Consider the following 24,414-nt stretch of genomic DNA (forward strand, 5'->3'; position numbering starts at 1 on the left):
GAATGGGGATGGATCTCTTTTCGTCGGGTCTTGGCATTGTAACCTAGGATAAAATTAGCTAAGGTTTCTTATTAAGCGCAACATTTCTTATACTTTTTGCCACTTCCACAGGGGCAGGGTTCATTGCGGGCCACCTTAGTGCTTTGAGCCTCAATGGAATCTGGATACTGCCCTTTTTCATATTTCCACGCGCCCTGCTGCTTTATGAAACTAGAGATCTCATGATGCACTTGCGGAACTCCCTCTTCGTCTATATAATGCGCCTGAAACTCCACCATGCCTTTATGATCTGTGGGGTGACCTTCGGCGGTGTTTAGGATCAGAAGCCTAGTCCATGTCAATGGCTCCGCCCAAGACTGAAGGGAGCTTAAGGCTGTGGAAGGATCTTCCGTCGGCAAGGCTGTGGATAGGATATAGGAATAGTTTTTTAGCGCATAAGCAGAATACCTGGACCGCATCAGCTTCTCAGCATTTGGCGCATCGAGCCCCTGGATATAGGGTAAACAGCAGAGACTCAGTGGCTGGCCCGAACCACATGGACATTCGGTGATTTTCATTTTTAGTCTATCTTAATGGTGCCTAATTGAGCAGGTGGGAATTTTATGAATTGTCTAATACCTTCTGAAAATCAGGTGCTTGTCTTTAGCTTTTGGGAACTTATCCTTACGCTTACTTTTCTGTATCCCAGCGTCATTTGAATAGCGGTTTTCAGGTCTTGTCAAGTGGCTGGGGATCCTCAAAATCATAAATTGCTATAAATGCAAAGATACATGAACTTCCCTTTTAGCAAGGCAGCCCATGTATCTTTTTGTGCTTCGTTTTCGAGATGGTTTATGCCCCTTCGGGGCAAAATGAATATTATTTCAGTAACTATTCCTTTCTATACCCGCGGGTATTCTAGCTGGACATCAGCTGGAAGTTGATCACAGCTCCCGCCTTGGTGCCAGCAGCCACGGCGTTGGAAACCGCACGGAAAGGACTGGAATTATCTCCTGCGGCATAGATGCCGGCAACAGTCGTTTGCTGCATTTCATTGACGCTAATGAATCCCCCCTCATTGAGTGCACAGCCCAGGGCCTCAGGCAGAGGACTGGTCTGGACAAAGGGCAGCTCGGCATAGATGACGGGAAGGGAAAGCGTACTGCCGTCTTCGAAAAGGACCTGCTGTATTTGGCCATTTTCATGCTCCAGACGCTTGATTCTTTTATCTATTATAGGAATACATTTTTCACGGATCATCTCCACACTTTCCGCAGGAATCTGTAGGGGACCATTGGTGAGGATTCGCAAATCGGAAGTCCAGTTGGGTAATAAATTAGCATAGTGAAGAGCCTTTTCACTATTCGAAAATATTGCCGTAGGCAATCCCTTCACCTCATATCCATGGCAATAAGGGCAGTGTATGAGCGACTTTCCCCAGCATGCCTCGAAGCCCGGGATTTCCGGGATAAGGTCCTTGATGCCTGTGGTAAATAGAATCCGTTTGGCTCTAAATTCCTGACCTGATTGGGTTTTTACCCTAAACATTTCCCCTTCTGCCTGGCAGTCCACCACCGTATCAGAAAGCCAATTGACGCTGGGGTAGCGGAGAACTTGCTCTTTACCAAGGGAAGAGATCTCCGCTGGAGTGGAGCCATCTTGAGTGAGGAAATTATGAGAATGGGGCGTAGGGGCGTTGCAGGGCTTGCCAGCATCGATAATCAGTGTGTCTCGGAGGGATCGGCCAAGCGCCATGCCCGCTGATAAGCCGGCATAACTTCCTCCTATCACGATCACATCCTTTAGAGTATTGGTTTTCATAATATTCAATTAGCTTTAGAGATTTTGTATATTATTGCAACACTGTTGCATAAGTAAATAATTCCCGATAAATGGAAATAGTTGTAAAAATATTCTGCAATCTATTGATAGTAAGGGATTAATAAAAGAAGCTGGAAAGCTGAGAGCCAATCAGTTCACTGGTATTAGAAGAGAGAGGAAGGCTCAGAGATAGAGCAGAGCCATGATAATTAAGGTATTAAGGTTAAAAAATGAAGGAATAGAGGAGATTATTTCAATCCGATGGTTCTTCGAATATTCAACCAGTATTTGGTGCGGCGGCTCATATAGGGGGAGACCTTTGGATTATAGGGATAGTGGCGGTCTTTGGGGACATTATTTACCAATAAGGCTACTAAAAGAAGGATTAAGGCGCCGGTAAAGACGGGGCTTAGTACATAGATAAAGCCTAGTTCCTGGATTTTTGCAGAGCCAATCACCGCGATCAGGGCGGTGGCTCCACCGGGAGGATGCATGGCTTTTAGCATTTGCATGGCAATGATCGCCAAAGAGACTGCCATGGCGCAGCTAAGCCAGAAAATATCGAAATGGCCGATGGTCTTCACCACGCTCACGCCAATGAATGCGCTCACCATATGGCCAAAAATGAGGTTTCTAGGCTGTGCAAGAGGGCTATTGGTCGCTCCATATACCAGCACCGCCGATGCTCCAAAGGAGCCTATCAAAAATACCTGCTCTAAAGGGGCAAAATGATATAATTCATCCTGTATAAAAGCGATACAACCAATACCTAAAAAACCACCAATAAAGGTCCATAGATGATCAATTGGATTTAGTATCGTTTGCTTATAAACTACGTAACGTGCTTTGCGGTACCCCCTGTTGATTTTTTTCAATGCTGAGCTATTTTAAATATTCCTGCAAAAATAGTAAAGCCTTTTTAATCTCTACTGATTTAGTAGGGAATTCTTTACGGAAATTAGCAGTTCAGGAGGGATAGGGGCATGGACATCCTTCCAGATTACGCTTTGCGCTAGCATTTACCAAAGCTAAATAGGAGTATGATGACGGCAGGAGGTCTGTGGACGCAATGTTTAAAGAAAACCCCCAGTCCTGCGCACTATCTGCGTCAAGGCTGGGGGAAATTAATTTAGCTTGGTAAAAAGACTATTTGTAGGGTGATCAAAAAGTACTGCTATAAGTCATTCTAACTCTTTTAATTACAATTAATATGATGGTAACACTGGAGTTTAATGAAAATTGATTTTTGAATTATCATCCTTTTTAAGTCCATTAATATTGGGAAGTCCCTCTATATTCAGGTCACTATTATTCCTAATATCGGAAGTTAAGTTGTTGATATTGCTGCCATTAAGGGAAGAATGATCAAGAGATAGGTCCAAAGCCCCGATATTTTGTAGGTTATTGTTTGACCGTTCGGTAGCAGTGAGTTGCAGGAAATTTATACGAGTATCCTTATGCTGTATAGATAGCCTTGATTTGTGATTGTGGACCCATAGAGAGTCATATTTCCCTCTGATATCTAGAGAGGAAGCCTGATCAATGATGAGCTGCCTCATTTTATTAGTGTTGATATCCAGAGTGACATATTCTTTTGCCTCGGAATAGACAAAGCAAGTGTCATTTTTAATATCAATTTGATAGTTTTTGGATGCATTTTCATCGTAAGTCTTGATGACTAGTTGGTTTTTCTGACTCTCAGTGATATTTACATGCCCATTGATATGAAGATGCAGCGTGGTGAATGAGTCTGTCAACTCCACTTCCTGCAAAATCGTGGCGGCCACAGGAGGGCGATCCTGCGATACATTATGTGCGATGACCATCAGGGTGGTCTGAACCATGATGGCTGCCAGTAAAAATCCGAATATTACTTTATTGCTCGTTTTCATTTTTGTTTTCTTCAAGTGCGTTCAACAATGGCTTTAGATCCTGATAGTTTAGGTTGAGTACCTTCACCCTATGGATAAGTTGTGGGAGTTCATTTTCGATAAATGCTGCCTTTTGGCGCTGATGAATCTGTGTCGGCGCATTTTCTGCCACAAAGAACCCGATGCCCCGCTTATTATCGAGTATCTTTTGGTCCTGAAGAGTGCTATAGGTCCTCATGACGGTATTACGATTGACCTCCATCTCCTCTGCCAGCTCCCTGACGGAGGGGATGCGATCTCCTGGTGCAAATTTCTCCTGTAAGATTTGGTCACAAACCCAATCTGCGATTTGTAGAAATATATTTCTAGATTCTGTAAATTCCATCTTAAACCTCCTTTTCTTTTAACCTAAAATAAGCTGCTATCCAGCAGGCAATGGAGGCCGCTCCTGCAATCACAAGGGTCGATACCAAGATCAATGGAAGGTCATCAAAAACGGTAGGATAATTCAACTCTAATTTAAAATCCCAAAATTTAACCTGATCCGCCACCACAATATTTGATAAGGACATCATATATAAAATGATAAAAAATATCAAAGCCATCACTGTCAGCGGACCAAAAATAATGTTCCATTGCTTATAAATCGTGCTTAAATAGAAAAGCAAGGAAACTCCTAGGAAGCTAATTGTTAAGGTGACGATAAGGATCAAATAACTTTTTTCGGAGGTTTCTAGGAAGGAAAGCAAGGAAGCCTTGTGGATTGTAGGCAGTTTTTCCATGGGCAAACCAATGGAGCTGAGCTTGGCTTTTTGTACCATTAGGTATAGATCCACCGTCAGATTGGTAGTAAGCTGAAATACAATGGGGTAAATAACCAAAAAACCAATGATTCTCAATACCCACTGCAAAAGGAATTTTTCGAGGGTGGAGGCTGGAAGAGTGAGGTAGGTGGTGAGGGTCTGTTTATTTTTGAAATACGGGAAACTCTTTCCGACAATGAAGGTCCCAAATATTATATACCCCGAGATAAGAAAGGGGTAATAAGAGTCTTTATTCCAGCTGGGTTGGAAATTTTGACCCTTTATAGTTTCGGTATAGGAGGGAAATATTGACCAAAAAAGGACACCAATAATTATCATGATCACCGGTATCAATAAAATATAAAGCAGGCGATTAGTGTTAAAGTCGTATTTCAATAAATTAATAAAGCGGCTAAGGCTAAATTGTTCATTTTGACGAGACATATTCTTATGCATTTTGTGGTTGGGGAGAATGTAGTTGCTTGTTGATTACAGCATTAAATAATAATTCCAGAGAAATCTGTGAAGGCTGCTTTCCTGGGCCGAGTGCTGTAATATAGTGGTATCCGCCCATGCTCTTCTCCGAATAGACGGCTTCAGCATCAGGAAGGGAAGAGAGACCAAAGTACCATTGGTCACTGATAGCTAGCATGTCCTCATCAAAAATCACCTTGCCATCATTGACGATCACCGCTCGGTCAATGAGGTTTTCGACGTCCTTTACCTGATGGGTGCTGATGATGATGGTTTGATCATCCCTTAGGTTGGCCGTCACTATTTTCCGAAAGAGACTTTTGGAGGGAATATCCAGACCATTGGTGGGCTCATCGAGCAGTAAGGTCTTGCATCCAGATGCCAAAGCAATGGCGATCAGAAGCTTCTTCCGTTGGCCAAATGAGATATTGCCAAGCTTTTGGTCCTTAGGGAGGTCAAATTCTTCCTGCATTCTTACCATTTTTGCATGATCAAACTCAGGGTAAAAAGACGCTATGGACTTAATATATCGCTGAATAGAAGATTTATCAGGTAGGTAATTTTCCTCAGGAAGGATGATCATGTCCTGAAGAAATAGCGGAGACCGATCAAAGGGCCGGTAACCGTGGATGGATATATCGCCGGATTTTGGCTTCAATAAGCCCGCTAATAAACGCAATAAGGTGGATTTCCCAGCGCCATTTTTGCCCAGTAATCCTATTACCTGACCGGAACCAACCTGCCAATCCATCTGATCAAAAAGCGGCTTATTCTTCTGATAAGCAAAACTCATTTGTGTTAACAAAATCATATATCAGTGTTTTAGTGTCATAGTGTGTTATGACAGTAAAATAATGATTTAATTTTCAGATTTCCTAATCACCTACGGCACTTTTGCGAGAATAAAAGTTATGAGAGCAGTTTAATAATCCTAAAACGGTCTAGAAAGCAACAGGGATAAGTATTTTAAAAGCAGAGAACGGCCCTGTTTGAGGGCCTAAGGCTCAGGCAGAATTCAAAAAAAATGTCACCTCATTTGTTTTATCAAAAGAGGTGACTTATTCGTAAGCCTAAAAAATTAAAGTAGAGGAGGTAAGCCTTCTTTTCGCTGATACAGTAGGGTCCCCATTGGTGATAAGGATACTGATCATTGCTCCCCTTGGAGGCTGGTCTGAGCCATGCGGATTAGTTAATCAGTACTAATTAAATTAGACCTTGGAGAATTTGATATCTCTTCTCTTAGCGGCTCAAATGGCTACCAAATCTACCTTGATTTAGTACAGCCATTTGAATAGGCATGGTCCAGCTAAGGTTTTGTCCGACCAGGGAGATCTTATAAGATTTCAGTACCGCTAAGGGTGAAGCTGGCCACAAATCTCCTTTCTCCACTGATCAGGACCTCACCTTCAAACTCAGTGGTGTCTCCAAGACCATTAGAAACTGTGATTTTATAGTTTGTGGCAGGACAAATAGTATCGCTACACCCAAAGTAGTAAACGTAAACTCTATATTCCCCATTTGGGATATCTCCACTCCAGTTGATATTTTCGGGTCCAAAACCATCGGTATCATCTCGATCCATATATCCTCCGGATTGAGCTACTGGATGGCCATAAGAAACGACTTCTCCAAAGGGGTCTTCCACGAGTAGGTCCAGGTCTGTACGGTTCGTATCCCAGCTTAGGCTAATCTGCAATAGGCCATTTTGATCGGGCAGGTCGTTTATATTGAAGGGATTAATCAGTGTTTCGTTTTCACGGATGGACTGCATCAGTTCTTCCACACTCTCGAAGGTCATATTGGAGTTTAGCCAGTGGGTCAGGGTAGCGGAGTTTCCTAAGGTTCTTTCCACCACGTTATTTTCAGACCTCCAGGCCCCATTTTTAATGGCTGGAAATTTCTCCTTTATAGAATTGGTCAAAGAGGCAAAGCTATTGGTAAAAATGGTATTTAGCACCACGGAGGCATTTCCTATGCCTTTTCCTGCCTGGGAGATGGCTACTCCCCTGGCGTTGGAAGTGGTACTGCTGCTCACTTCAATGCCTGTCCCTTCCATGCCGTCTCCGCTGGAATGTGTCTGAATAATCCATTTGGTGATATTGTTATTCTTAAACTGGTTAAAGGTATAAGTCCAAGGTCCCAGGGAACTACCACGATCAATTGGCGCATTCTCATCCTGCTGTATTTCCAGATCAATACGGCTTACAGGGCTGGCAAAGGAGGAATTCACTTTCGTGTCAGTTCTAGAGCTGGCTCCTGCAGGTTGGCTCATATCATCCACCTCAAATACTTTGGTGGTCGCATATCGGCCAGAGGATTTGCTGACGCTTGATTCTGACAGCAGAGTACCTATTCTACTTTCCCAGTCATAATGATATATCCTGACGAGGAAGGAGTTTTCATCGACATTCACAAATTCCGTCAGCGATGCCATTTTGGTGCCACTGGACAGGTCCACGGAATATAAATAAGCTGGATTTCTTTTTTTGTCAAGCAGAATCACCGTTTCCTCATTGGTATGCTTGGAGTAAAAATAGGCTTCCGAGATCGTAATAGGATTACCCTTAGAGTCAAAATTGCCAAAGGTAGTCAGTTGACTATCATCTTTGACGATGGTAGTTTGGATCGAATGAGTGGAGAAGGCAGCATTATCTGGTTCATAAAAAACCACTTGATATCCAGAATCGGGTTCTACTTTTTCTTCGTTGTTACATGCATTTAGAAGTAGCATCAGGCTAATTAGTACTAGTGGAAATTTGTTCATGATTTCTAAATTTTAAAATGACAGATGGAAGTGTGAAAGTTTGGGAAGATTCGACTCTTGGTGTGGTTTAGAGGATTTATGAGAATCATTCCAGCATTAAGGCACTTTATAGAAAGGTTATATAAAAGTAAACTCCAGTAAAATCGGGGTCATATTTACCGTGTATTCACGGTTCCATTTAGTAATTGCTTTACGACATATTCTAGCGGTTTTGTACTCTTAATGTGGAGACCGCCCAAGAGTAACCCGCTTCCATTATTTTTTTTTTAAAAATCCGGTTTAAGCACTATGACGCAGCCTTGAAAGCGGGGCTGTATTCTGAAAAATAAATTAGAGAAATGGAAATATGCAAAGCTTCGAAAGCCCTTCATTAGGCTCGGAAGCTATATATACCTTCCACTGACCGCTGGTATATCACTTATGAGATAAATAAAAACGCAGGCAAGGGCCAATGAATTTTCGCCAACCTATTTTTGGTAGGGAGTCGAATTCAAATGGGGAGGGTAAGGTTAGCGATCTAAGATCCGAGAATTATTCGCTAGGGGAATTGGGTGTATGGAAGGTTTTATTTTTTTTGAGCGGAGCAATTTTCACCTGCTGGCCGGAGGGAGTCCATTCTTATCACCTCTCCATAGTGGACCTTTAGAGAGAAGGAATCTTCCAGGCGCGTGTCAGTAAGGTAAGCATGTATGGCTCTGATCGGGCCAGCATGGCTGATGATATAGACCTGATCCAGGGACATGGACTGGAGATCGCTGAGGAAATCCACGCATCGAGAGTAAAGGTCTCGATAAGATTCCCCACCTGGGCAGGCGACTTGAACGAAATCCTCCATCCATTTTGATAGTTCACCAGAGGGAATAGCATCCCATTGCTCCATCTCCCAGGCACCAAAATCTAATTCCATCAATCTGGGTTCACTATGCCAAATGACGGTGGGAAATAAGCGATCAGCTAAAAGTGTACATCGTCTCAAGGGGCTGGAAAATATGGCATACTTGCCTTTTGGCTGACCTATTAAGGCATGAATGGCCTCGGCTTCTTCATCGAAGTCTTCTCTAAGCCCTATATCTGTCTGCCCATAGCAGATACCTTTAGCGATTGCTGGGCTGGTATGTCGAATTAGAAATACATCCATATTGTCAGAATGCTGATATAAAAGGTGACTTCGGTGATTTGCTGTACTGCTCCTAAGCAATCTCCCGTATAGCCACCTATCCATTTATTAAACCATCGTCCCAGGATCCAGGTGATCAAAAAGCAGGGGATAAGGGCGAGAAACATAAGGTAGTTTTGGAATAAGGCCATGGGAATTAAGGCAAATATTGCTGCGAGGAATAGATCAGTAAGTGGGAATTGACCTTTAGCTATCGGCTTGGATTTGCTGCCAATTTCATCGTTCATTTTGGCATATTGATGCGTTTTGAAAAAAGTAAGGGCCATAAATCGACTTATGGCATGTCCTGACAGGTAGGTAGCAAAAAGGCATTGGCAAAACTCGAAACTAAAGATGTTTTCCTGGGAGTACTTTACTATTTCCACCAACAGCAGGTATTTAACCATCAGCACCATCATCAGGCTGATGGCACCAAAGGTCCCCAATCGACTGTCTTTCATGATCGCAAGGATCTTCTCTTTGGTCCAGCCCCCACCAAATCCATCCATGGTATCTGCCAATCCATCCTCATGGAATGCGCCAGTTACCAAAATAGAAGTGATCATGCTGAATATAACTGCGATGGATACGGGAAGTATTTTCTCCAACCCCACCAGCGTAAGTCCTGCGATTCCTCCGACCAATAGGCCGATGAGCGGAAAATACTTTCGTGATATTCTGAGATATTTTTCCGAATGATCCACCCATTTGGGACATGGGATGCGGGTATAAAACATCAGTGCGGTGAAGAAAGCTCTGATTTCGGTTTTCATAAAGGGTTTATTATTAGTTGATTAAATCAATGGGTATCGCTTACACCCGCATCCTCAAAGCTTGCCATCTCATTTAGGAATCGACAGGCGGAGTCGATGATGGGGTAGCATACGGCGATGCCGGAGCCTTCTCCCAGCCTCATATTTAAGCTTAAAAGGGCCTGGACTCCCATATATTCCAGTAAGGCTTGGTGGCCTTTTTCCTCCGAGCAGTGCACAAAAATGCAGTACTTCAGCAGGGTAGGATGAAGCTTAGAAGCAATAAGTGCAGCGATGCTGGAAATAAAGCCATCTACCATGATCGTCATCCCAAGTTCTGCCGCGCGGAGCATTCCCCCACACATTTGCGCTATTTCGAAGCCGCCTATTTTGGACAATAATAGGTAATAATCTTTTAAATCGATACCATTAAGATTAAATAATACCTTTTTTAAGTGATTTACCTTGGTTTTATATTGTGAATCACTGGTGCTCGTGCCCTTTCCGATGCACTTTTCCAGAGGTATATCTGTGATATAATGCATTAGTAGCGCCGAAGAGGAGGTGTTTCCAATACCCATTTCTCCAAATCCAATGATATTGCAGCCATTTTGGCTAATCATTTCGACTATTTCTGCGCCTTTGGCGATGGCACGGTGGCAGTCTTCCAGACTCATGGCATCTTCTTCCCTATAGTTTTTGGTGCCATAGGCGATTTTAGCAGAAATCAGGTCTTGATGAGGCTGCAGGTTGCCATTCACCCCAGCATCCACCACTTTCATCTGGATATTATGCTGTCGAGCGAAGACATTGACTGCGGCACCTCCCTGGAGGAAATTATGGACCATCTGTAGGGTGACTTCCTGAGGATAAGGGTTGACGATCCCTTCTTTGGCGATGCCATGGTCCCCTGCAAACACCAATAAATGGGGTGACTGCAACCGGGGCTGGAGGCGCTGTTGGATGAGGCCTAGCTGGATGGCGATTTCTTCCAACTTCCCCAAGGAGCCCAGGGGTTTGGTTTTGCTGTCCACTTTAGCCTGCAAGGCGGGTAGAAGTGCTTGGTCGATCGCCGGGATATTAAAGTGAATCATTGGGAGAGAGGATTAAATCTTGAAAATAAAAACCAATATCCTGAGCTGGTAGCTCGGTATGGCAGCTGTCCTCGGACTTTGGTGCGGGGTAGGAGCGAAGGACTTTTTCTCCTAAGGTAAAATCAATGGGAGATTTGAAGATTGGCCCGTCATATACGAAGGTATGGAACTCGCCATTTTCCCCGCAGGGGTCGATGTGCTTGGGTAAGTCCGCCAAAAAATCCCTATCAATGGTTCTCCCTACAAATTCTTCAGGGAGGTCTGGGGACTTTCCGCATACCACGATGGTCTTAAATCCCAGCTCCAGGAATTCACGGATTAGCAGGTCCGTTTTCTTTCCCCAGAGGGGGAAAAGCCCTTTTAGATTGACTTCGGCTAGTTTCTGCTCTCTATAGGCCTTAAGGTCTTCCAGAAAGATATCGCCAAAAATACTGGCCTGTACACCTTGGGATTTTAGGGCCAGCAGGTTTTGTTGCATCAGCTCATTATAGGTGCTCATGTCGGGGTTTTCGGGCACCATTATCTTTTTTAGCGGTAAGCCCAATTGCCGGGCTTGCTCTTCTAGCAGACTTACCCGCACGCCATGCATGCTGATGCGCTCGTACTGTTGGCTGACAGTGGTCAGCAGACTGCTGATCTCAATGGTGGGGTCTTGGAGACAATAGTATAGGGCCAGCGCGCTGTCCTTTCCACCACTCCAGTTGAATACACTTTTGTACATAGGATTAGGGTTTTGTAGGCTGGCGATGAAACCAGGAGTATAGAGGTGTTATTTGAGACTAAGAGGAAGTCCAGAAACCATAAAAGTAGCCTTATCCGCATTTTGGGCGATATGCTGATTGATCCAGCCCTGCAATTCGGTAAATTTTCTTCCAGCTTCTGTAGTGGCATGTAGCCCCATTCCTAGTTCATTGCTGATGATGATCAGGTGGCTATCTTCCGCTTGAAGGAATAGCTGATCCAGTTCTTTTTTGCATGCTTCCAGGCAGGCAGCCAGGTCACTTTTATGATCGGCATACCAGTTGGTGAGCCATAAAGTAATGCAATCCAGCACCACAGTTTTATGGCTTATATCCACCTTGCTGAGGAATTTCTCTTCCTCGATGGTCGTCCAGCGATGATCCCTATCGGACTGGTGTCTGCTCACTCGTTTTTGAAAATCCTTATCCCAGATCCGCGAGGTGGCCAGATAGAAAGGGGTTTGGGAGTTTTTTTCGGCTTCTAACTGAGCATATCGGCTTTTGCCTGATCGCTCACCGCCAGTGATATAGTGAATCATACTTTCTTGAGGTTTTGATAGGGGCAATTGGTGCAGCCATTGCCGCAGCATTTTCCTTGTCGTAATAGATACCAAGCCGAAAATACAAAAAATCCCTGGTCATTGATGGTATAATCTATGCCCTCTATCAAGGAGCTGGGCTTGCCGAGCTGTTGGATTTGACGAATGCTGTCCGGGTCGAGCGCCTGCATCTTGATGGCAATATGTTCTTTGATCTTTTGAGCCAAACAGGCAGGGCAGAGGCAGGAGCCATTTTCTTCTAAGGGTAAGATAGGAGGAAAAGCACTGCACCAACATACTTTGGTGCAGGCAAAAGCTTTTTGGCAGGATGGGCAGTGCTTTTCCATGCTTAACCTAAAATTGGTATCGCGCTCCTAAATTGAACGTTCTGCCCTGGGTGGTGTACCCGTATATGGCAGTAAAATCCTCATCCAGAAGGTTGTTCACGCCTCCGAAAAGCTGCAACTTATTCTGAAGGACTCCTTGCTGGAGGTATAAGTCTGCTAGTCCATAGCTGTCAAGCTCCACTTCACCTTGTCCCCAATCATATATGGTTCTCTGGCTGGTAAAGTTGTATTTAAGGTTGACGACGGTGAATTTAGCCGGCTGGGTATTGAAAGCAAGCCCCCATTTGGTGGCTGGAATGCGGTAGAAAGACTCCGGCTTATCGGTGCTTACATGCGCATAATTTGCTTTTACAGTTAAAAACTCATTGGCAATCCACGAGAAATCTGCCTCAAAACCTTCCACTCGGCGTTGGTCGGTGGTGTTTTGGTATTCGGCGCCCAGGTAATTGTTGTCCGCATCAAAGAGGGAGACAAATTCAATTGGATCTCTTTCATCACGTGTAAAATGTACCAGGTTGATGATGAAGCTTTGCCCTATATAGAAGGATACTCCTTGCTCATAATTGAGGGATTCCTCAGGATTAAGGCCTTCATTGCCATAGTCTGGCGAGTGAAGCTGATATAAGGTGGGCGTCAAATAACTAGTGGATACTGAAGCCAGGATTTTCGCAGTAACCTGATCGGAAACCTGGAAATTATAGCTAGGGTTGACATTATAGATAAACTTGGCATCGTAGGCGGAGTGGGTGTTTACCCTTGCTCCAGCATGAAGATTAAAGCCACTCTCGGCTTCATAAAATACCGATGCATAAGGGTCAAAAATCGTGAAGCTGTTGTTGTCAAATTCCAACTGCCCTGGTTGTTCGTAGCTTAATTCCTGCAAGTTTAGCCCCCACAGCGCCTTAAGCCCTGGCGCCAGCTGATGCTCCTGCGTCAGGTCCAATTGCAGATTTCTGCCTTTATAGCTGGATGGGTAAGCGCTATAAAACTCCCGATCATTCGTATTATATAAGGCGCGGAGTTTAATATTCCCCTTGTCATATTGGTAAGTTGGCGTAAGGCCTATACGAAACTGCTCACCGACCTGGTGGTTAGAAGCATCTAGGAAGGGACCATCATCATAATCGGCCTTCATATCATCATAGCCACTGAGGAAGTCCACCGAAAAGCGCTCGGTAACCTGATAACCCAATTTTACTAAGGCGTTTTTGCGATCCATACCATCTTTCCCAAAAGCCACATCTGACTGCTCGTCAGAGGCAGAGCTAAATCCCTGGGAGTGAAAAAGCCCGCCAGAAACCATGTATTTCAGCTTTTCGCTGCTGCCAGAAAGGCTGATATTGCCTTTATAAGTGTTGAAGGATCCACCGCTAAAATCGACGGTGCCTGCCAGTGGAGATCCCGATTTGGCGTCTTTGAGCTTGATATTGATCACTGCGGCGGAGGCTCCTGTGCCGTATAGGGTGCTCAGACCTCCTTTTAGGATTTCTATAGATTCCACCTGGTCCACAGACAGCAGCCTGAGGTCAAATGTCGCAGAAGCGCCGGAGGGATCATTGATGGGACTGCCGTCGATAAGGATAAGGGTGTTTTTGCTGCTCGCTCCTCTCACAAAATAACTGATATTGGTTCCAGGAGAACTGAAATTACCATCGATTTGAACGCCAGGAACTTCATTTAGCAGGTCAGCAACGGTTTTACCGGCATTTTGACGGATGTCCTTTTCGCTGAGTTTGTAGATGGTTTTTCCTGATTTTTCGGCAGGAATTTCGAATTTTGTTCCAGTCACCAGCACTTCATCAAGGTCCTGGGTATCCTGTGCCCAAGCGGCGCCCGAGAGGCACATGCTGCTAAGGAGGCTGCTTACTAAGACGGATTTCTTAGTAATGAAAATGGAGAATAAATTTTTGTTCATAGCGTGACTAATGAGTTTGAATAATAAAACACTATGAACTTTCTGGAGAAATACTAAAACCGACCTTAGCGCTAAGGAGGGTTTTCATAAGATGATGGATCATCCTACGGAACCGCCACTATCCGGACGACAGCGAGAACTGCCCACACAGATATTGGGATGGTTTCATGGCTTTTCACCCGAAAGCTCTGAAAATTAAATTGATGGCAGGTCTTCTGACTCACTTCACTTCTGGCTCCTTCCCATCTTTGCCGATCATAATCGGTGCAGACAGTGGTTTATTACCAGAAGTTTTTTGGAAGCTTACAGCTGCGGGTACAGTTTCGGTTTTGCACCGAATTCCCTATTAAACCCCGCCTTTATGAAGGCTAGGGGTACCAAAAACTTGCGCAAAGATAAGGAATTGGTCTTGAATATCACCTAATACTTTCCATGATTACTGATTTATATCTAGGTAGCAAAAGATAGCAGGCTGAAATCCTGAATTTTACTCGTTCAAATAGTTTCATTAAAAGCCTAAATAGATTTTTTACTGATAGATGTAGGTGAAAATAATTGACTGCTAGTAAAACTTACCATATATTGTTCATCGTCCATTTGCCCAATAACCGATATGAAAGCACCTTTTACCTTTGCTTTGCTTATGATCTTCCTGATCAGCGGCCAGGCTCAGCAGAAATCTTCCGCTGGGGGAGACTACCTTTTTGCCGCACTCACCGTGGAGCAGGGTTTGTCTAATAATAATGTGACGGATATCTATCAGGATAGCGTGGGCTTCCTATGGGTAGCAACCAATTCTGGTCTTAACCGCTATGATGGCAGGGGCTTCAAAATATTTAAGAATGAACCGAATGATAGCACTTCCCTTCAGGAAATAAGCATAAGGAAGATCATGCCGGGGCTGGACGGACAACTATGGTTGCTCAATCGTAATAATAATTTTGAGGTGTATGAGGGGACCACGGAAACTTTCCATGCCGACCTATCACCCTATGCTCGCCACTATAAGTGGCAGTCGGAGCAGATCAATTTCGTTTATTTGGACCGTGGAGGAAGAATGTGGTTTGCCCACCCCAATAAGGGACTGAGCATCTATGATCCCAAGTCCAATACCACTGTGTACCTTCAGCATGAGCCGGAGAAGCCCCGCAGCCTGAGTTTTAATTCGATTTCAGCCATTGCCGAAAATAGCGCTGGGGAATACTGGCTGGTATATGCCAATGGGGCGATTGATATCCTGGATCCTATCCAGCTAGCCGTAAAGCGTAGGATCGAGCTGTTGGATATGGAGCATGATCTCCTGACCGATGACTTTAAGATCTTCATCGATAGCGAGGATGATGTGTGGCTGTATCGCTATGAAAATGGCGGTGGGCTTTATTATTATGATCGTCAGGCTGATAGGATGCAGCATATTTATAAAAATTCCTCCTATATCAAGCTAAATAATGATCAGGTAAGGGGCATCATCGAGAATAAACCTGGAGAAATCTGGGTGGGGACAGACCATGGTGGAATAAATATCATAGATAAGGACAGTCGGACGGTCCAGTTTATCAATCATGAGGCAGAAAATCCCCACAGCCTGGCCCAAAATAGCGTATATGCACTGTTCAAAGACCGATCAGGCGTGGTCTGGGTAGGTACTTTTAAGAATGGCATCAATTTCTATAATGAAAAGCTAGTTCGCTTCCCCCATATCCAGCATAGCCTTACCAGCAGCCGCTCACTTCCCTATGATGATATCAACTGTATGGTGGAGGATGCCCAGGGCAATTTTTATATTGGTACTAATGGAAATGGCCTGATCCATTACGATCGAGCCAGCCAGAAATACACCGTATATAAGCATCAAAAAGACAATCCTCATAGCCTGGCAGGAGATATAATTGTGGACTTACTGATGGACAGCAAGGGGAGACTTTGGATAGGAACTTATCTGACAGGCTTGAGCAAGTTGGAGGAGGATACCTTCACCAACTATAAACCCCAGGCTGGGAATGCCTCCAGCCTCGCCGGAGAAAGTATCTGGGAGCTGTATGAGGATAAGGAGGGGAATATATGGATAGGTACCCTGCGCAATGGCTTGGAAAGATACGAGCCTGAGACCGATGGTTTCCTCCATTATCAGCAGAATATGGGTTCTTATTACCTGCATTGCAATTATATCTCAGCCATCCAGCAGGATCACCTTGGCAACTTATGGATCGGCGGAGGAAATGGCATCGATGTGGTAAACTTCAAAAATGGATCGGCGAATTATTATAATCACCTGGTGGGAGATACCAGCACACTAGTGGGAGACAATGTCCTTGACATCTATGAAGACAGCCAAAATGGAGTATGGGTGGCCACGACGCAGGGTTTGAGTTATTATGATCATAGAAATCAGAAATTCACCAATTTCTCCGAAAAAGATGGACTGCCTTCCGATCATATATTTAAGGTATTGGAAGATGAGGAGGGACACCTGTGGCTCAGCACCACGAGGGGCTTGAGTCAGGCATTGGTGGATAGGTCAGGAAGCATACCAACTATACAATTCCGGAATTTTGGTATGGGTGATGGCTTGCAGGGGAATGCGTTTAATGAAAACTCTGCCTTGAAAACCAGCCGGGGCGAATTGATTTTTGGCGGAGCCAATGGCTATAATATTTTTTATCCCGAGCAGGTAAAGATCAATCAGGAGAAGCCTCGGGTAGTGTTGACGGGCTTTCAGTTGTTCAATAAAAATGTGCCTATAGGAGGGGAAGTTTCTGGAAGGGTATTATTTGATAAGAGCATCACGCTTACCGATAAGATCACCCTGAAACACCATGAAGATGTGATTTCGCTGGAATTTTCGGCATTGAATTATATCCATTCCTCCAAAAATACCTATAAATACCAGCTGGAAGGTTTTGATAATGACTGGGTGGAAGTAAAGGATGGGGTGACCAAGGCCATTTATACCAACTTGGATCCTGGAAATTATGTGTTTAAGGTCAAGGCCTCTAATAATGATGGGGTGTGGGCAGATGAGGCAGCGATGGTGCAGATAGAGGTGCTTGCGCCTTTTTGGCAAACCCCATTGGCTTTTCTGATATATATATTGCTGGGCATAGCTATCATCATCATCATCCAGCGGGAAATTATCTCTAGAGAAAAGGTGCGGCTTCAGCTGGAGCAAGACCGGCAAGAAGCCAGAAGAATGCATGAGATGGATAGGATGAAAACTCGCTTTTTTACTAATGTCAGCCATGAGTTCCGCACTCCACTTACGCTGATCCTGACCCCCATCGAGAAGCTCCTTTCCGACCAGCATGCCGATAAAGATAAGCATCATTATCTTACGATCCAGCGAAATGCCAGGAGACTCATGAACCTGATCAATCAACTTCTGGATATCAAGAAAATCGAGACCGAAGGGGTGGAGCTCCAGCCTTTGGAGGGGAATATCATACGCTTCCTGGAGGAAACCACCACCTCCTTTGAGGACTTATCGACCAAGAAGCATATCCAGTTGGAATTCCAGTCGGATATAGAGCTGCTTTTTACCAATTTTGATGCGGATAAGCTAGAGAAGATAATGTTTAACCTGCTTTCCAATGCATTTAAGTTTACTGATGAGGGTGGTCAGATCAAGGTGAATGTTCAGTATTCTCCGGAGGAGAAACCAAAGGGCACCTTAACTATAGAGGTCGCTGATACTGGAATGGGGATAAGCGAGGAGGACCAGCAGCAGATTTTTGAGCGGTACTTTACGGGCCAAGCTCCCAGTGATTCGCTCAATCAGGGAAGTGGTATCGGTCTGAGCATAGTCAGGGAGTTTACCCGACTGCACGGAGGCACTATCAGGCTGAAAAGCCAACTGGGAAAAGGAAGTGTTTTCACTATTTCCCTGCCCGTGGAGGCGCTTAGTCCGGGCATGGAGGAGGAAGAATATAGGGAAGAATGGGAAGCTGACAGTGATAGGAAGACCATCCTTTTGGTGGAGGACAATGAAGAATTTATCCATTACCTCAAAGGAGTGCTGGTGGAAGAGTATGCCGTCATCACCGCCCCAAATGGTATAGAAGGTGAAAAACAAGCCTTTCAGCATATTCCAGATCTGATCATAAGTGATATCATGATGCCTGGTAAGACAGGGGTGGAGCTATGCCAGCTGCTGAAACATGACCTGCGTACCTCTCATATTCCCATCATCCTGCTGACGGCCAAGACCTCCGAGGAGAAACAGCTGGAAGGGCTCGACAGCGGGGCAAATCACTATATCACTAAGCCCTTCAAGGTGGAGCTATTAATGCTAAGAATAAGAAATCTTCTGGCAGAAAGGCAGTTGCTTCAGGAGCGTTTTCAGAAGCGGATAGGCGTCATCACCAGTGAAGTGCAGCTGGAATCTATGGATGATAAGCTCATTCAGAAGGCGGTAAAAATAGTGGAAGACAATATGGATAATCCTGAGCTATCTGTGGAGATGCTCAGCAGTGAGCTGGCGATGAGCCGAGTGCACCTGTATAAGAAGCTCACCTCACTGACAGGGCAGAAGCCGCTGGAATTTATCCGGCTCATTCGCCTGGAGCGCGCAGCACAGCTACTGCAGCAAAACCAACTCAATGTTTCCGAAGTAGCCTATGAAGTAGGCTATACCAATGCCAAGTATTTCACCAAACACTTCAAAGCGAGGTATAAGGTGATTCCTTCAGTATATGCCAAGCAGCCTTATGCTATTTCTGAAAATGGCGATGAAGCAGAGGACGATTAATAGTGGAATAGGGCTTTGCCAAAGGCAGGTGATAATGGGCTGGAAAAGGGAGTAAAAGGGAGTAGTGGCAGGTAGATACTCTGCTGTCAGGAGGACCGGGACTTCGACAAACTTGTATAGATTACCAATTTTAGATTTTGATCTCAAAATTTTTTCTCTAAAAATCATGCATAATACTCCCTGAAAACGGCCTTGAATGGGTTTTTAAGCATTGTTAACATTTGTACCCCATCAAATAAACATTTCATCACCCTGATATTTTTTCCTTCATGGTACATTAGATTAGGAAATTAACCTAAACCCAATATGCAGAACATAACCGAACGAATTCTCCCGAGGATTGGCTATACTTCAGTCCTTTCTAATGTCTTACTTTATATGTTTCCGATGAGGCATCTCCAGATAGCGAGATGTATATCGGTGAATCGTGAGTGTGAAGCCAGACCTTCTTATTCTCCCACTGAAATTTCTAATACCTATTACACCTATTGAATAAGTGTTTCTGGCAGCGCTATGTCAGGGACACTTTTTTCCATTTTAATAACCCAATAAATAAACCTGATAAATTATGAAAAAATGCTTACTGCTAGGGTTTCTGTTGTTATTGACAGGAATCACTTACGCTCAGGTCACGGTGACCGGTAAGGTGAGCTCGGCCAAAGGAGGGGAAGCCATCCCCGGGGTCAGCATCCTGATCAAAGGGACCACCAAAGGCGTGACCACCAACCTGGAAGGGAATTATACTATCACGGTAAATTCTGAGGATGAGCTAATCTATCGCTCCCTCGGGTATGCTACTCAGGAAGCTACGGTGGGCAATCAAAGTGTCATCAATATCTCCCTCGAGGAAGATGTTTCCAATCTGGATGAATTTGTCGTGGTCGGCTATGGCACCATGAAGAAGGCAGATATGACCAGCGCCCATGTGACGGTCTCAGCAGATGCGATCGAAAAGACCGTAAATACCACTTTGGAGCAGGCGATACAAGGTCGTGCTGCCGGGGTATATGTGACCAAAAATACCGGTGCGCCGGGAGGAGGGCTATCCGTTAATATCCGCGGGGTCAATTCCATCGGAGGAAGCAACGAGCCGCTGTATGTGGTGGATGGCGTGCAGATCCAGCCGAATACCGTATCCTATGGACCCACCTCCAGCACCAACCCGCTGGCAGGGCTGAATCCCAGTGATATAGAATCCATGGAGATCCTCCAAGGACCTTCCGCTACAGCCATCTATGGATCCCGAGCCACCAATGGGGTGGTGCTCATCACGACCAAGCGGGGTAAGGCAGGACAGACGAATATCAATTATACCTATCTCTATAGCTTACAGGATAAGCCCGAAGAGCTAGATGTGATGAACCTACGCCAATATGCTGAAATGACCAATACTATCAGAGAGCTGACAGGTGGATCATCCCCGGCAGCATTCCTGGATCCGAGCCTCCTGGGCGAAGGGACCGACTGGCAGGATGCACTCTTCAAGACCGCAGCGCTAAACAAGCACGCACTGAGCCTCAGCGGAGGAAATGAAGCGACCAAATACTACCTCTCGGGCGAGTACTTTAACCAGGAAGGGGTGGCCCAGGGCTCAGGTTTTGAGCGGTACAGCTTAAGGCTAAACCTTGACAATGACGTCCGGGACTGGCTGACTATCGGGGTAAACCTGGCACTCAGTGAGACGGATGAGCAACTGGCGACCAGCAGCAGTGATATCATCAATAATGCCATCCAAATGGCGCCAAATATCCCCGTCCAAAATCCTGATGGCAGCTGGGGTGGAGCAGATGGCCTGAATGGAAGCAGCTTGCAGTTTACACCACCAAACCCCATCGCACTTGCCAATCTCCTGGATCGTTCATTTAAGCGAAGAGGTGCCCTTGGTGGGATCAATGTGAATATTCGTGTAATGGAGGGATTGACATTCACCTCCCAGCTCAATGGTAATATCAACTATGCTAATGGTACTTTTTGGACCCCAACTTATACCCTTGGATCCGTTCGAAATGATGTGAATAGTTTGTCCAATAAGGCCGAAAATAGCTTTTACTGGAATTGGTCGCAGACCCTTACCTATAATAAAACCATTGATAAGCATGACTTCACCGCCATGTTTACCCACGAGGCTCAGGAATCCAACTGGCAGTCTATCGAGGGGTCGAGACAGAACTTTACTTCCAATGATCTTCCTGTGCTGGGCTTAGGATCCTCCCAGGGAGCTACCAATGCCGGCAATAAGAACCAGTGGGCAATGGAGTCCTACCTAGGCCGGCTAAATTATATTTACGATGATAGATACATTATTCTGGCGGCATTGAGAGCGGATGGGTCGGCGAACTTCGGTCCGGAAAACCGCTGGGGATATTTTCCTTCCATCTCCGCGGCTTGGAGAGCGTCTGAGGAAAACTTCATGAAGGGAATTGAGCAGATTGACGAATTGAAGATAAGGTTAGAAACTGGCCTTACCGGAAATCAAGGCAGTGCCAATGCAATCTATGCCCCGCTCAGCTCACCCAGTGTCCCTACCCCTTGGGGAGGAGGATTCTTAGTCACTAGGTATGGTAATCCAGAGCTCGCATGGGAAGAAACACAGACCTATAATTTAGGTTTCAATTTGAATATGTTTAATAATCGCCTGCAGATCGAAGGCGATATCTATAAGAAAGTCACTGACAACCTGCTATTGCCCAATCCACTGCCTTGGTATATGGGCACAGAGGGCGAAGGAAGCATAGGTACACCTACGGTGAATATTGGTGCATTGGAGAATAGTGGATATGCTTTCACGATCAACACCATCAATATTGACAACCGTGCCAGTACCTTCCGCTGGACTTCCAACTTCAACTTTTCTGGCTTCAAAACGGAGGTAACCAAGTTTTATAGTGAGTCAGCCTTCATCGATCGTACGGCCTGGTATATGAATGATTTCACACAGCGAGCTGTAGTAGGAAGATCCCCATGGTTGTTTTATGGCTATGAATATGAGGGTATATTCCAGTCGGTGGAAGAGATCGAGGGGAGTGCCATTCCGGCAGACAATAACGGGCAGCGCCTACCGATCAGTGAAGATGATATCTGGGTGGGAGACGTAAAATATAAAGACCAAAACGGTGATAATATTATCGATGAGCGGGATCAAACGTTTATCGGTAATCCTTGGCCAAAATTCACCTTTGGTACCACCCAAACTCTGGAGTACAAGGGGTTCAAACTGGACATATTATTATTAGGAGCCTTGGGGGCAGATGTATTTAACTATTCCCGATTCTATAATACCAACCCTAATAATATAAATCTAGGCCGAAACCTGTTGGTGGAGACCTTTGAGTATGCTCGGGTGGAGACGGACGATGATGGAAATCCCTATTTGGCCAATCCCAATACTGATATCCCTAGAATCACAGTGAGTGATCCGAATGGAAATGGCAATCGAATCAGTGACCGTTTTGTGGAGGATGGCTCCTATATAAGGCTAAAGAATATTAACCTGAGCTATGAGTTCAACAAGCAAATCCTAGGATGGCAAAATGTCATTCGTGGAGCTAGACTTTCTTTTGGGATGCAGAATGTGGCGACCTGGACCAAGTACAAGGGCTATGACCCAGAGGTGGGAGCCTATGTGGGCAATAATGTGGAGGCAAGTAAGCAGCTTATCGGCGTGGATTACGGCAGATATCCTTCCACACGTATGTATAACTTAAGCCTAGGGATTGATTTCTAATTACAAAAATGGACATAATCATGAAAAAATATATAAGTCAAACGCTTTCACTACTCACAGTGGCCACCCTGCTCGGTGGGCTATGGAGCTGTGGGGAGGAGTTTTTGGACAGACCCCCATTGGATGCCATTGTGGATGCCAATTTCTACCAAAATGATGAGCAGATCCTCGCTGGCACTGCGCCATTGTATAATATCGTGTGGTTTTCTTATAATGATAAGGCTTCCCATGGGATAGGAGATGCTCGTGGTGGCGTGCTCACCTCCGGCTCTTACCAGATCGAGAACGTACGCTTCAATACTACCGGGGAAACTCCCGAAAATGGAGCCTCTTGGAGGGCTTTTTATAATGTGGTAGGCCAGTCCAACACCCTTATCAATAATGTGAAACAATATGCGGGTGCAGCAGTAACAGATCGTATCAAGCGTCATGGAATTGCCGAAGGCCGCTTTATGAGAGGTCTAGCCTATTCCTATCTGGTACAAAACTGGGGCCCTGTGCCCTTGATTACCAATAATACCACCTTGCTTCAGGACACCACCATCGCTAGGAATACCGTGGAATCGGTCTGGCAGTTTATCATCAAAGACTTTCGCTATGCGGCGGAGAATCTTCCTGATGAATCGGTGCAGGAAGGTAGGCTGAATCAGTGGAGTGCTGAAGGGATGCTGGCAAAGATGTACCTGACTCGTGCCGGTATCAGCGGCACACGTGATCAGAATGATCTGGACAGCGCGGCTTACTTTGCCAAAAGGGTGATTGATAATAGCGGCGCCACGCTGATGGAGGAATATGAGGACCTGTTCAAGACCGTCAATAATAATAACGTGGAGACCTTGGCGGCGCTTCAGTGGACCTATAATGCCGGCAACCTCAATGCCTGGGGAGCACAAAACTCGGTGCAGGCATTCCTAGCCTTTGGTTCTGAGATTACCGGCTTTTCTGACGGATGGGGAGGGGATATTGGAGGATCAAAATGGATGCTCGAGCTATATGATGATTGGACTTTTGACACACGAAGAAAGGCTAGTTTTATGTTTCCCGGAGATCATTATGATTATATCACTCAGGTGCCTGCTGGCGGCAGCGCACAGGAACTGAGAGTTCCGGCGCCTAGTGAGGATGCTGGTCAGCCTTATGGATCACGCGCATGGGTGAAAAAATATGTGGTCGGCCGGCCAGAAGATAACGATGGCAAAGTGGTGCAGCAGGGGACAGAGATAAATACCTATATTCTTCGTCTGGCAGAGGTGTACCTTATCTATGCGGAGGCAGTCTTGCAGAGCAATCCTAGCGATGCCCTTACCTATTATAATAAGGTCCGGGACAGAGCCGGCGTATCACCGAAGACTTCTGTGGATTGGGAGGATATCTTTTATGAGCGTATCAAAGAATTGGCAATGGAGGGACAAGCTTGGTATGAGTTTACCCGCCTGCAATATTATAATCCACAGCTGGCTTACCAGCTTTTGAGCAGTCAGGATAGAGGTACTTTCAGGATCTATCCGGATCAGATTCCTGATCCTAGAATGTGGGAAATCGAGATCCCTGAAGATGATACCAGCCCGAGGTTTTTTGATGTGAATGCAAGTAATTTTAACCTGCCGATTCCATCTGTGGAGCTTTCTAAAGCTCCAAATCTGAGAAAACCTCCCGTACCCTATGATTTCAGCGCAGGAGAATAATGCTCA

The 24,414-nt window shown here is 45.2% G+C and carries 18 protein-coding genes and 1 riboswitch; of the genes, 3 read left to right on the forward strand and 15 right to left on the reverse strand.

Annotation, left to right across the window (positions count from 1 at the left end):
* Nucleotides 1-71 precede the first annotated feature (71 nt).
* From B050_RS0114825 to B050_RS0114900, 15 genes are all read right to left on the reverse strand, one after another.
* Nucleotides 72-557 (reverse strand): YchJ family protein, encoded by a 486-nt coding sequence (locus B050_RS0114825; protein ID WP_018474723.1) that lies wholly within the window; start codon nt 555-557, stop codon nt 72-74.
* 340 nt (nt 558-897) lie between these two features.
* Nucleotides 898-1,800 carry an NAD(P)/FAD-dependent oxidoreductase gene (locus B050_RS0114830; RefSeq protein WP_018474724.1) on the reverse strand — a complete coding sequence of 301 codons (903 nt, stop codon included), beginning with the start codon at nt 1,798-1,800 and terminating at the stop codon, nt 898-900.
* A 248-nt stretch (nt 1,801-2,048) separates the two neighbouring features.
* A complete protein-coding gene (locus B050_RS0114835) occupies nt 2,049-2,675 on the reverse strand; it encodes an HPP family protein (RefSeq protein ID WP_018474725.1) in 627 nt (208 codons plus the stop codon).
* Nucleotides 2,676-3,029: 354 nt separating this feature from the next.
* Nucleotides 3,030-3,692, reverse strand: coding sequence for a hypothetical protein (locus B050_RS0114845; RefSeq protein ID WP_018474727.1), 663 nt, complete (start codon nt 3,690-3,692; stop codon nt 3,030-3,032).
* On the reverse strand, nt 3,676-4,056 hold the full coding sequence (locus tag B050_RS0114850) for a GntR family transcriptional regulator (RefSeq protein WP_018474728.1): 381 nt from the start codon (nt 4,054-4,056) through the stop codon (nt 3,676-3,678). Before B050_RS0114850 ends, B050_RS0114845 begins: the two co-directional genes overlap by 17 nt.
* A 1-nt stretch (nt 4,057) precedes the next feature.
* On the reverse strand, nt 4,058-4,918 hold the full coding sequence (locus tag B050_RS0114855) for a hypothetical protein (protein WP_157492820.1): 861 nt from the start codon (nt 4,916-4,918) through the stop codon (nt 4,058-4,060).
* Nucleotides 4,919-4,922: 4 nt separating this feature from the next.
* Nucleotides 4,923-5,759 carry an ABC transporter ATP-binding protein gene (locus B050_RS0114860; protein ID WP_044202615.1) on the reverse strand — a complete coding sequence of 279 codons (837 nt, stop codon included), beginning with the start codon at nt 5,757-5,759 and terminating at the stop codon, nt 4,923-4,925.
* A 522-nt stretch (nt 5,760-6,281) separates the two neighbouring features.
* Entirely contained in the window at nt 6,282-7,712 is a 1,431-nt protein-coding gene (locus B050_RS22950) for a YfaP family protein (RefSeq protein ID WP_157492821.1), read from the reverse strand.
* Nucleotides 7,713-8,277: 565 nt separating this feature from the next.
* Nucleotides 8,278-8,850, reverse strand: a complete 573-nt coding sequence (gene cobC, locus B050_RS0114870; protein ID WP_018474732.1) for an alpha-ribazole phosphatase — start codon at nt 8,848-8,850, stop codon at nt 8,278-8,280.
* A complete protein-coding gene (locus tag B050_RS0114875) occupies nt 8,835-9,641 on the reverse strand; it encodes an adenosylcobinamide-GDP ribazoletransferase (RefSeq protein ID WP_018474733.1) in 807 nt (268 codons plus the stop codon). The genes cobC and B050_RS0114875 overlap by 16 nt, the downstream gene beginning before the upstream one ends.
* A 26-nt stretch (nt 9,642-9,667) precedes the next feature.
* Nucleotides 9,668-10,714, reverse strand: a complete 1,047-nt coding sequence (gene cobT, locus B050_RS0114880) for a nicotinate-nucleotide--dimethylbenzimidazole phosphoribosyltransferase (protein WP_018474734.1) — start codon at nt 10,712-10,714, stop codon at nt 9,668-9,670.
* The gene (locus tag B050_RS0114885; protein ID WP_018474735.1) at nt 10,701-11,435 is read right to left on the reverse strand and encodes a Dph6-related ATP pyrophosphatase; all 735 of its coding nucleotides are present in this window, start codon (nt 11,433-11,435) and stop codon (nt 10,701-10,703) included. The genes cobT and B050_RS0114885 overlap by 14 nt, the downstream gene beginning before the upstream one ends.
* A 48-nt stretch (nt 11,436-11,483) precedes the next feature.
* Entirely contained in the window at nt 11,484-11,993 is a 510-nt protein-coding gene (locus B050_RS0114890; RefSeq protein ID WP_018474736.1) for a bifunctional adenosylcobinamide kinase/adenosylcobinamide-phosphate guanylyltransferase, read from the reverse strand.
* Complete coding sequence (locus B050_RS0114895) at nt 11,990-12,340, reverse strand: DUF5522 domain-containing protein (protein WP_018474737.1); 351 nt, start codon at nt 12,338-12,340, stop codon at nt 11,990-11,992. Before B050_RS0114895 ends, B050_RS0114890 begins: the two co-directional genes overlap by 4 nt.
* 7 nt (nt 12,341-12,347) lie before the next feature.
* Nucleotides 12,348-14,255, reverse strand: a complete 1,908-nt coding sequence (locus B050_RS0114900) for a TonB-dependent receptor plug domain-containing protein (RefSeq protein ID WP_052308754.1) — start codon at nt 14,253-14,255, stop codon at nt 12,348-12,350.
* Nucleotides 14,256-14,443: 188 nt separating this feature from the next.
* Nucleotides 14,444-14,652, reverse strand: a riboswitch (cobalamin riboswitch).
* 216 nt (nt 14,653-14,868) lie between these two features.
* Between B050_RS0114900 and B050_RS0114905 the strand changes: the two genes are divergently transcribed.
* From B050_RS0114905 to B050_RS0114920, 3 genes are all read left to right on the forward strand, one after another.
* On the forward strand, nt 14,869-18,999 hold the full coding sequence (locus B050_RS0114905; protein WP_018474739.1) for a hybrid sensor histidine kinase/response regulator transcription factor: 4,131 nt from the start codon (nt 14,869-14,871) through the stop codon (nt 18,997-18,999).
* Between the two features lie 568 nt (nt 19,000-19,567).
* Complete coding sequence (locus B050_RS0114915) at nt 19,568-22,723, forward strand: SusC/RagA family TonB-linked outer membrane protein (RefSeq protein WP_018474741.1); 3,156 nt, start codon at nt 19,568-19,570, stop codon at nt 22,721-22,723.
* Between the two features lie 20 nt (nt 22,724-22,743).
* Nucleotides 22,744-24,408, forward strand: a complete 1,665-nt coding sequence (locus B050_RS0114920) for a RagB/SusD family nutrient uptake outer membrane protein (RefSeq protein ID WP_044202697.1) — start codon at nt 22,744-22,746, stop codon at nt 24,406-24,408.
* Nucleotides 24,409-24,414 lie beyond the last annotated feature (6 nt).

The sequence above is a fragment of the Echinicola pacifica DSM 19836 genome, from assembly GCF_000373245.1.
Classification (GTDB): Bacteria; Bacteroidota; Bacteroidia; order Cytophagales; family Cyclobacteriaceae; genus Echinicola; species Echinicola pacifica.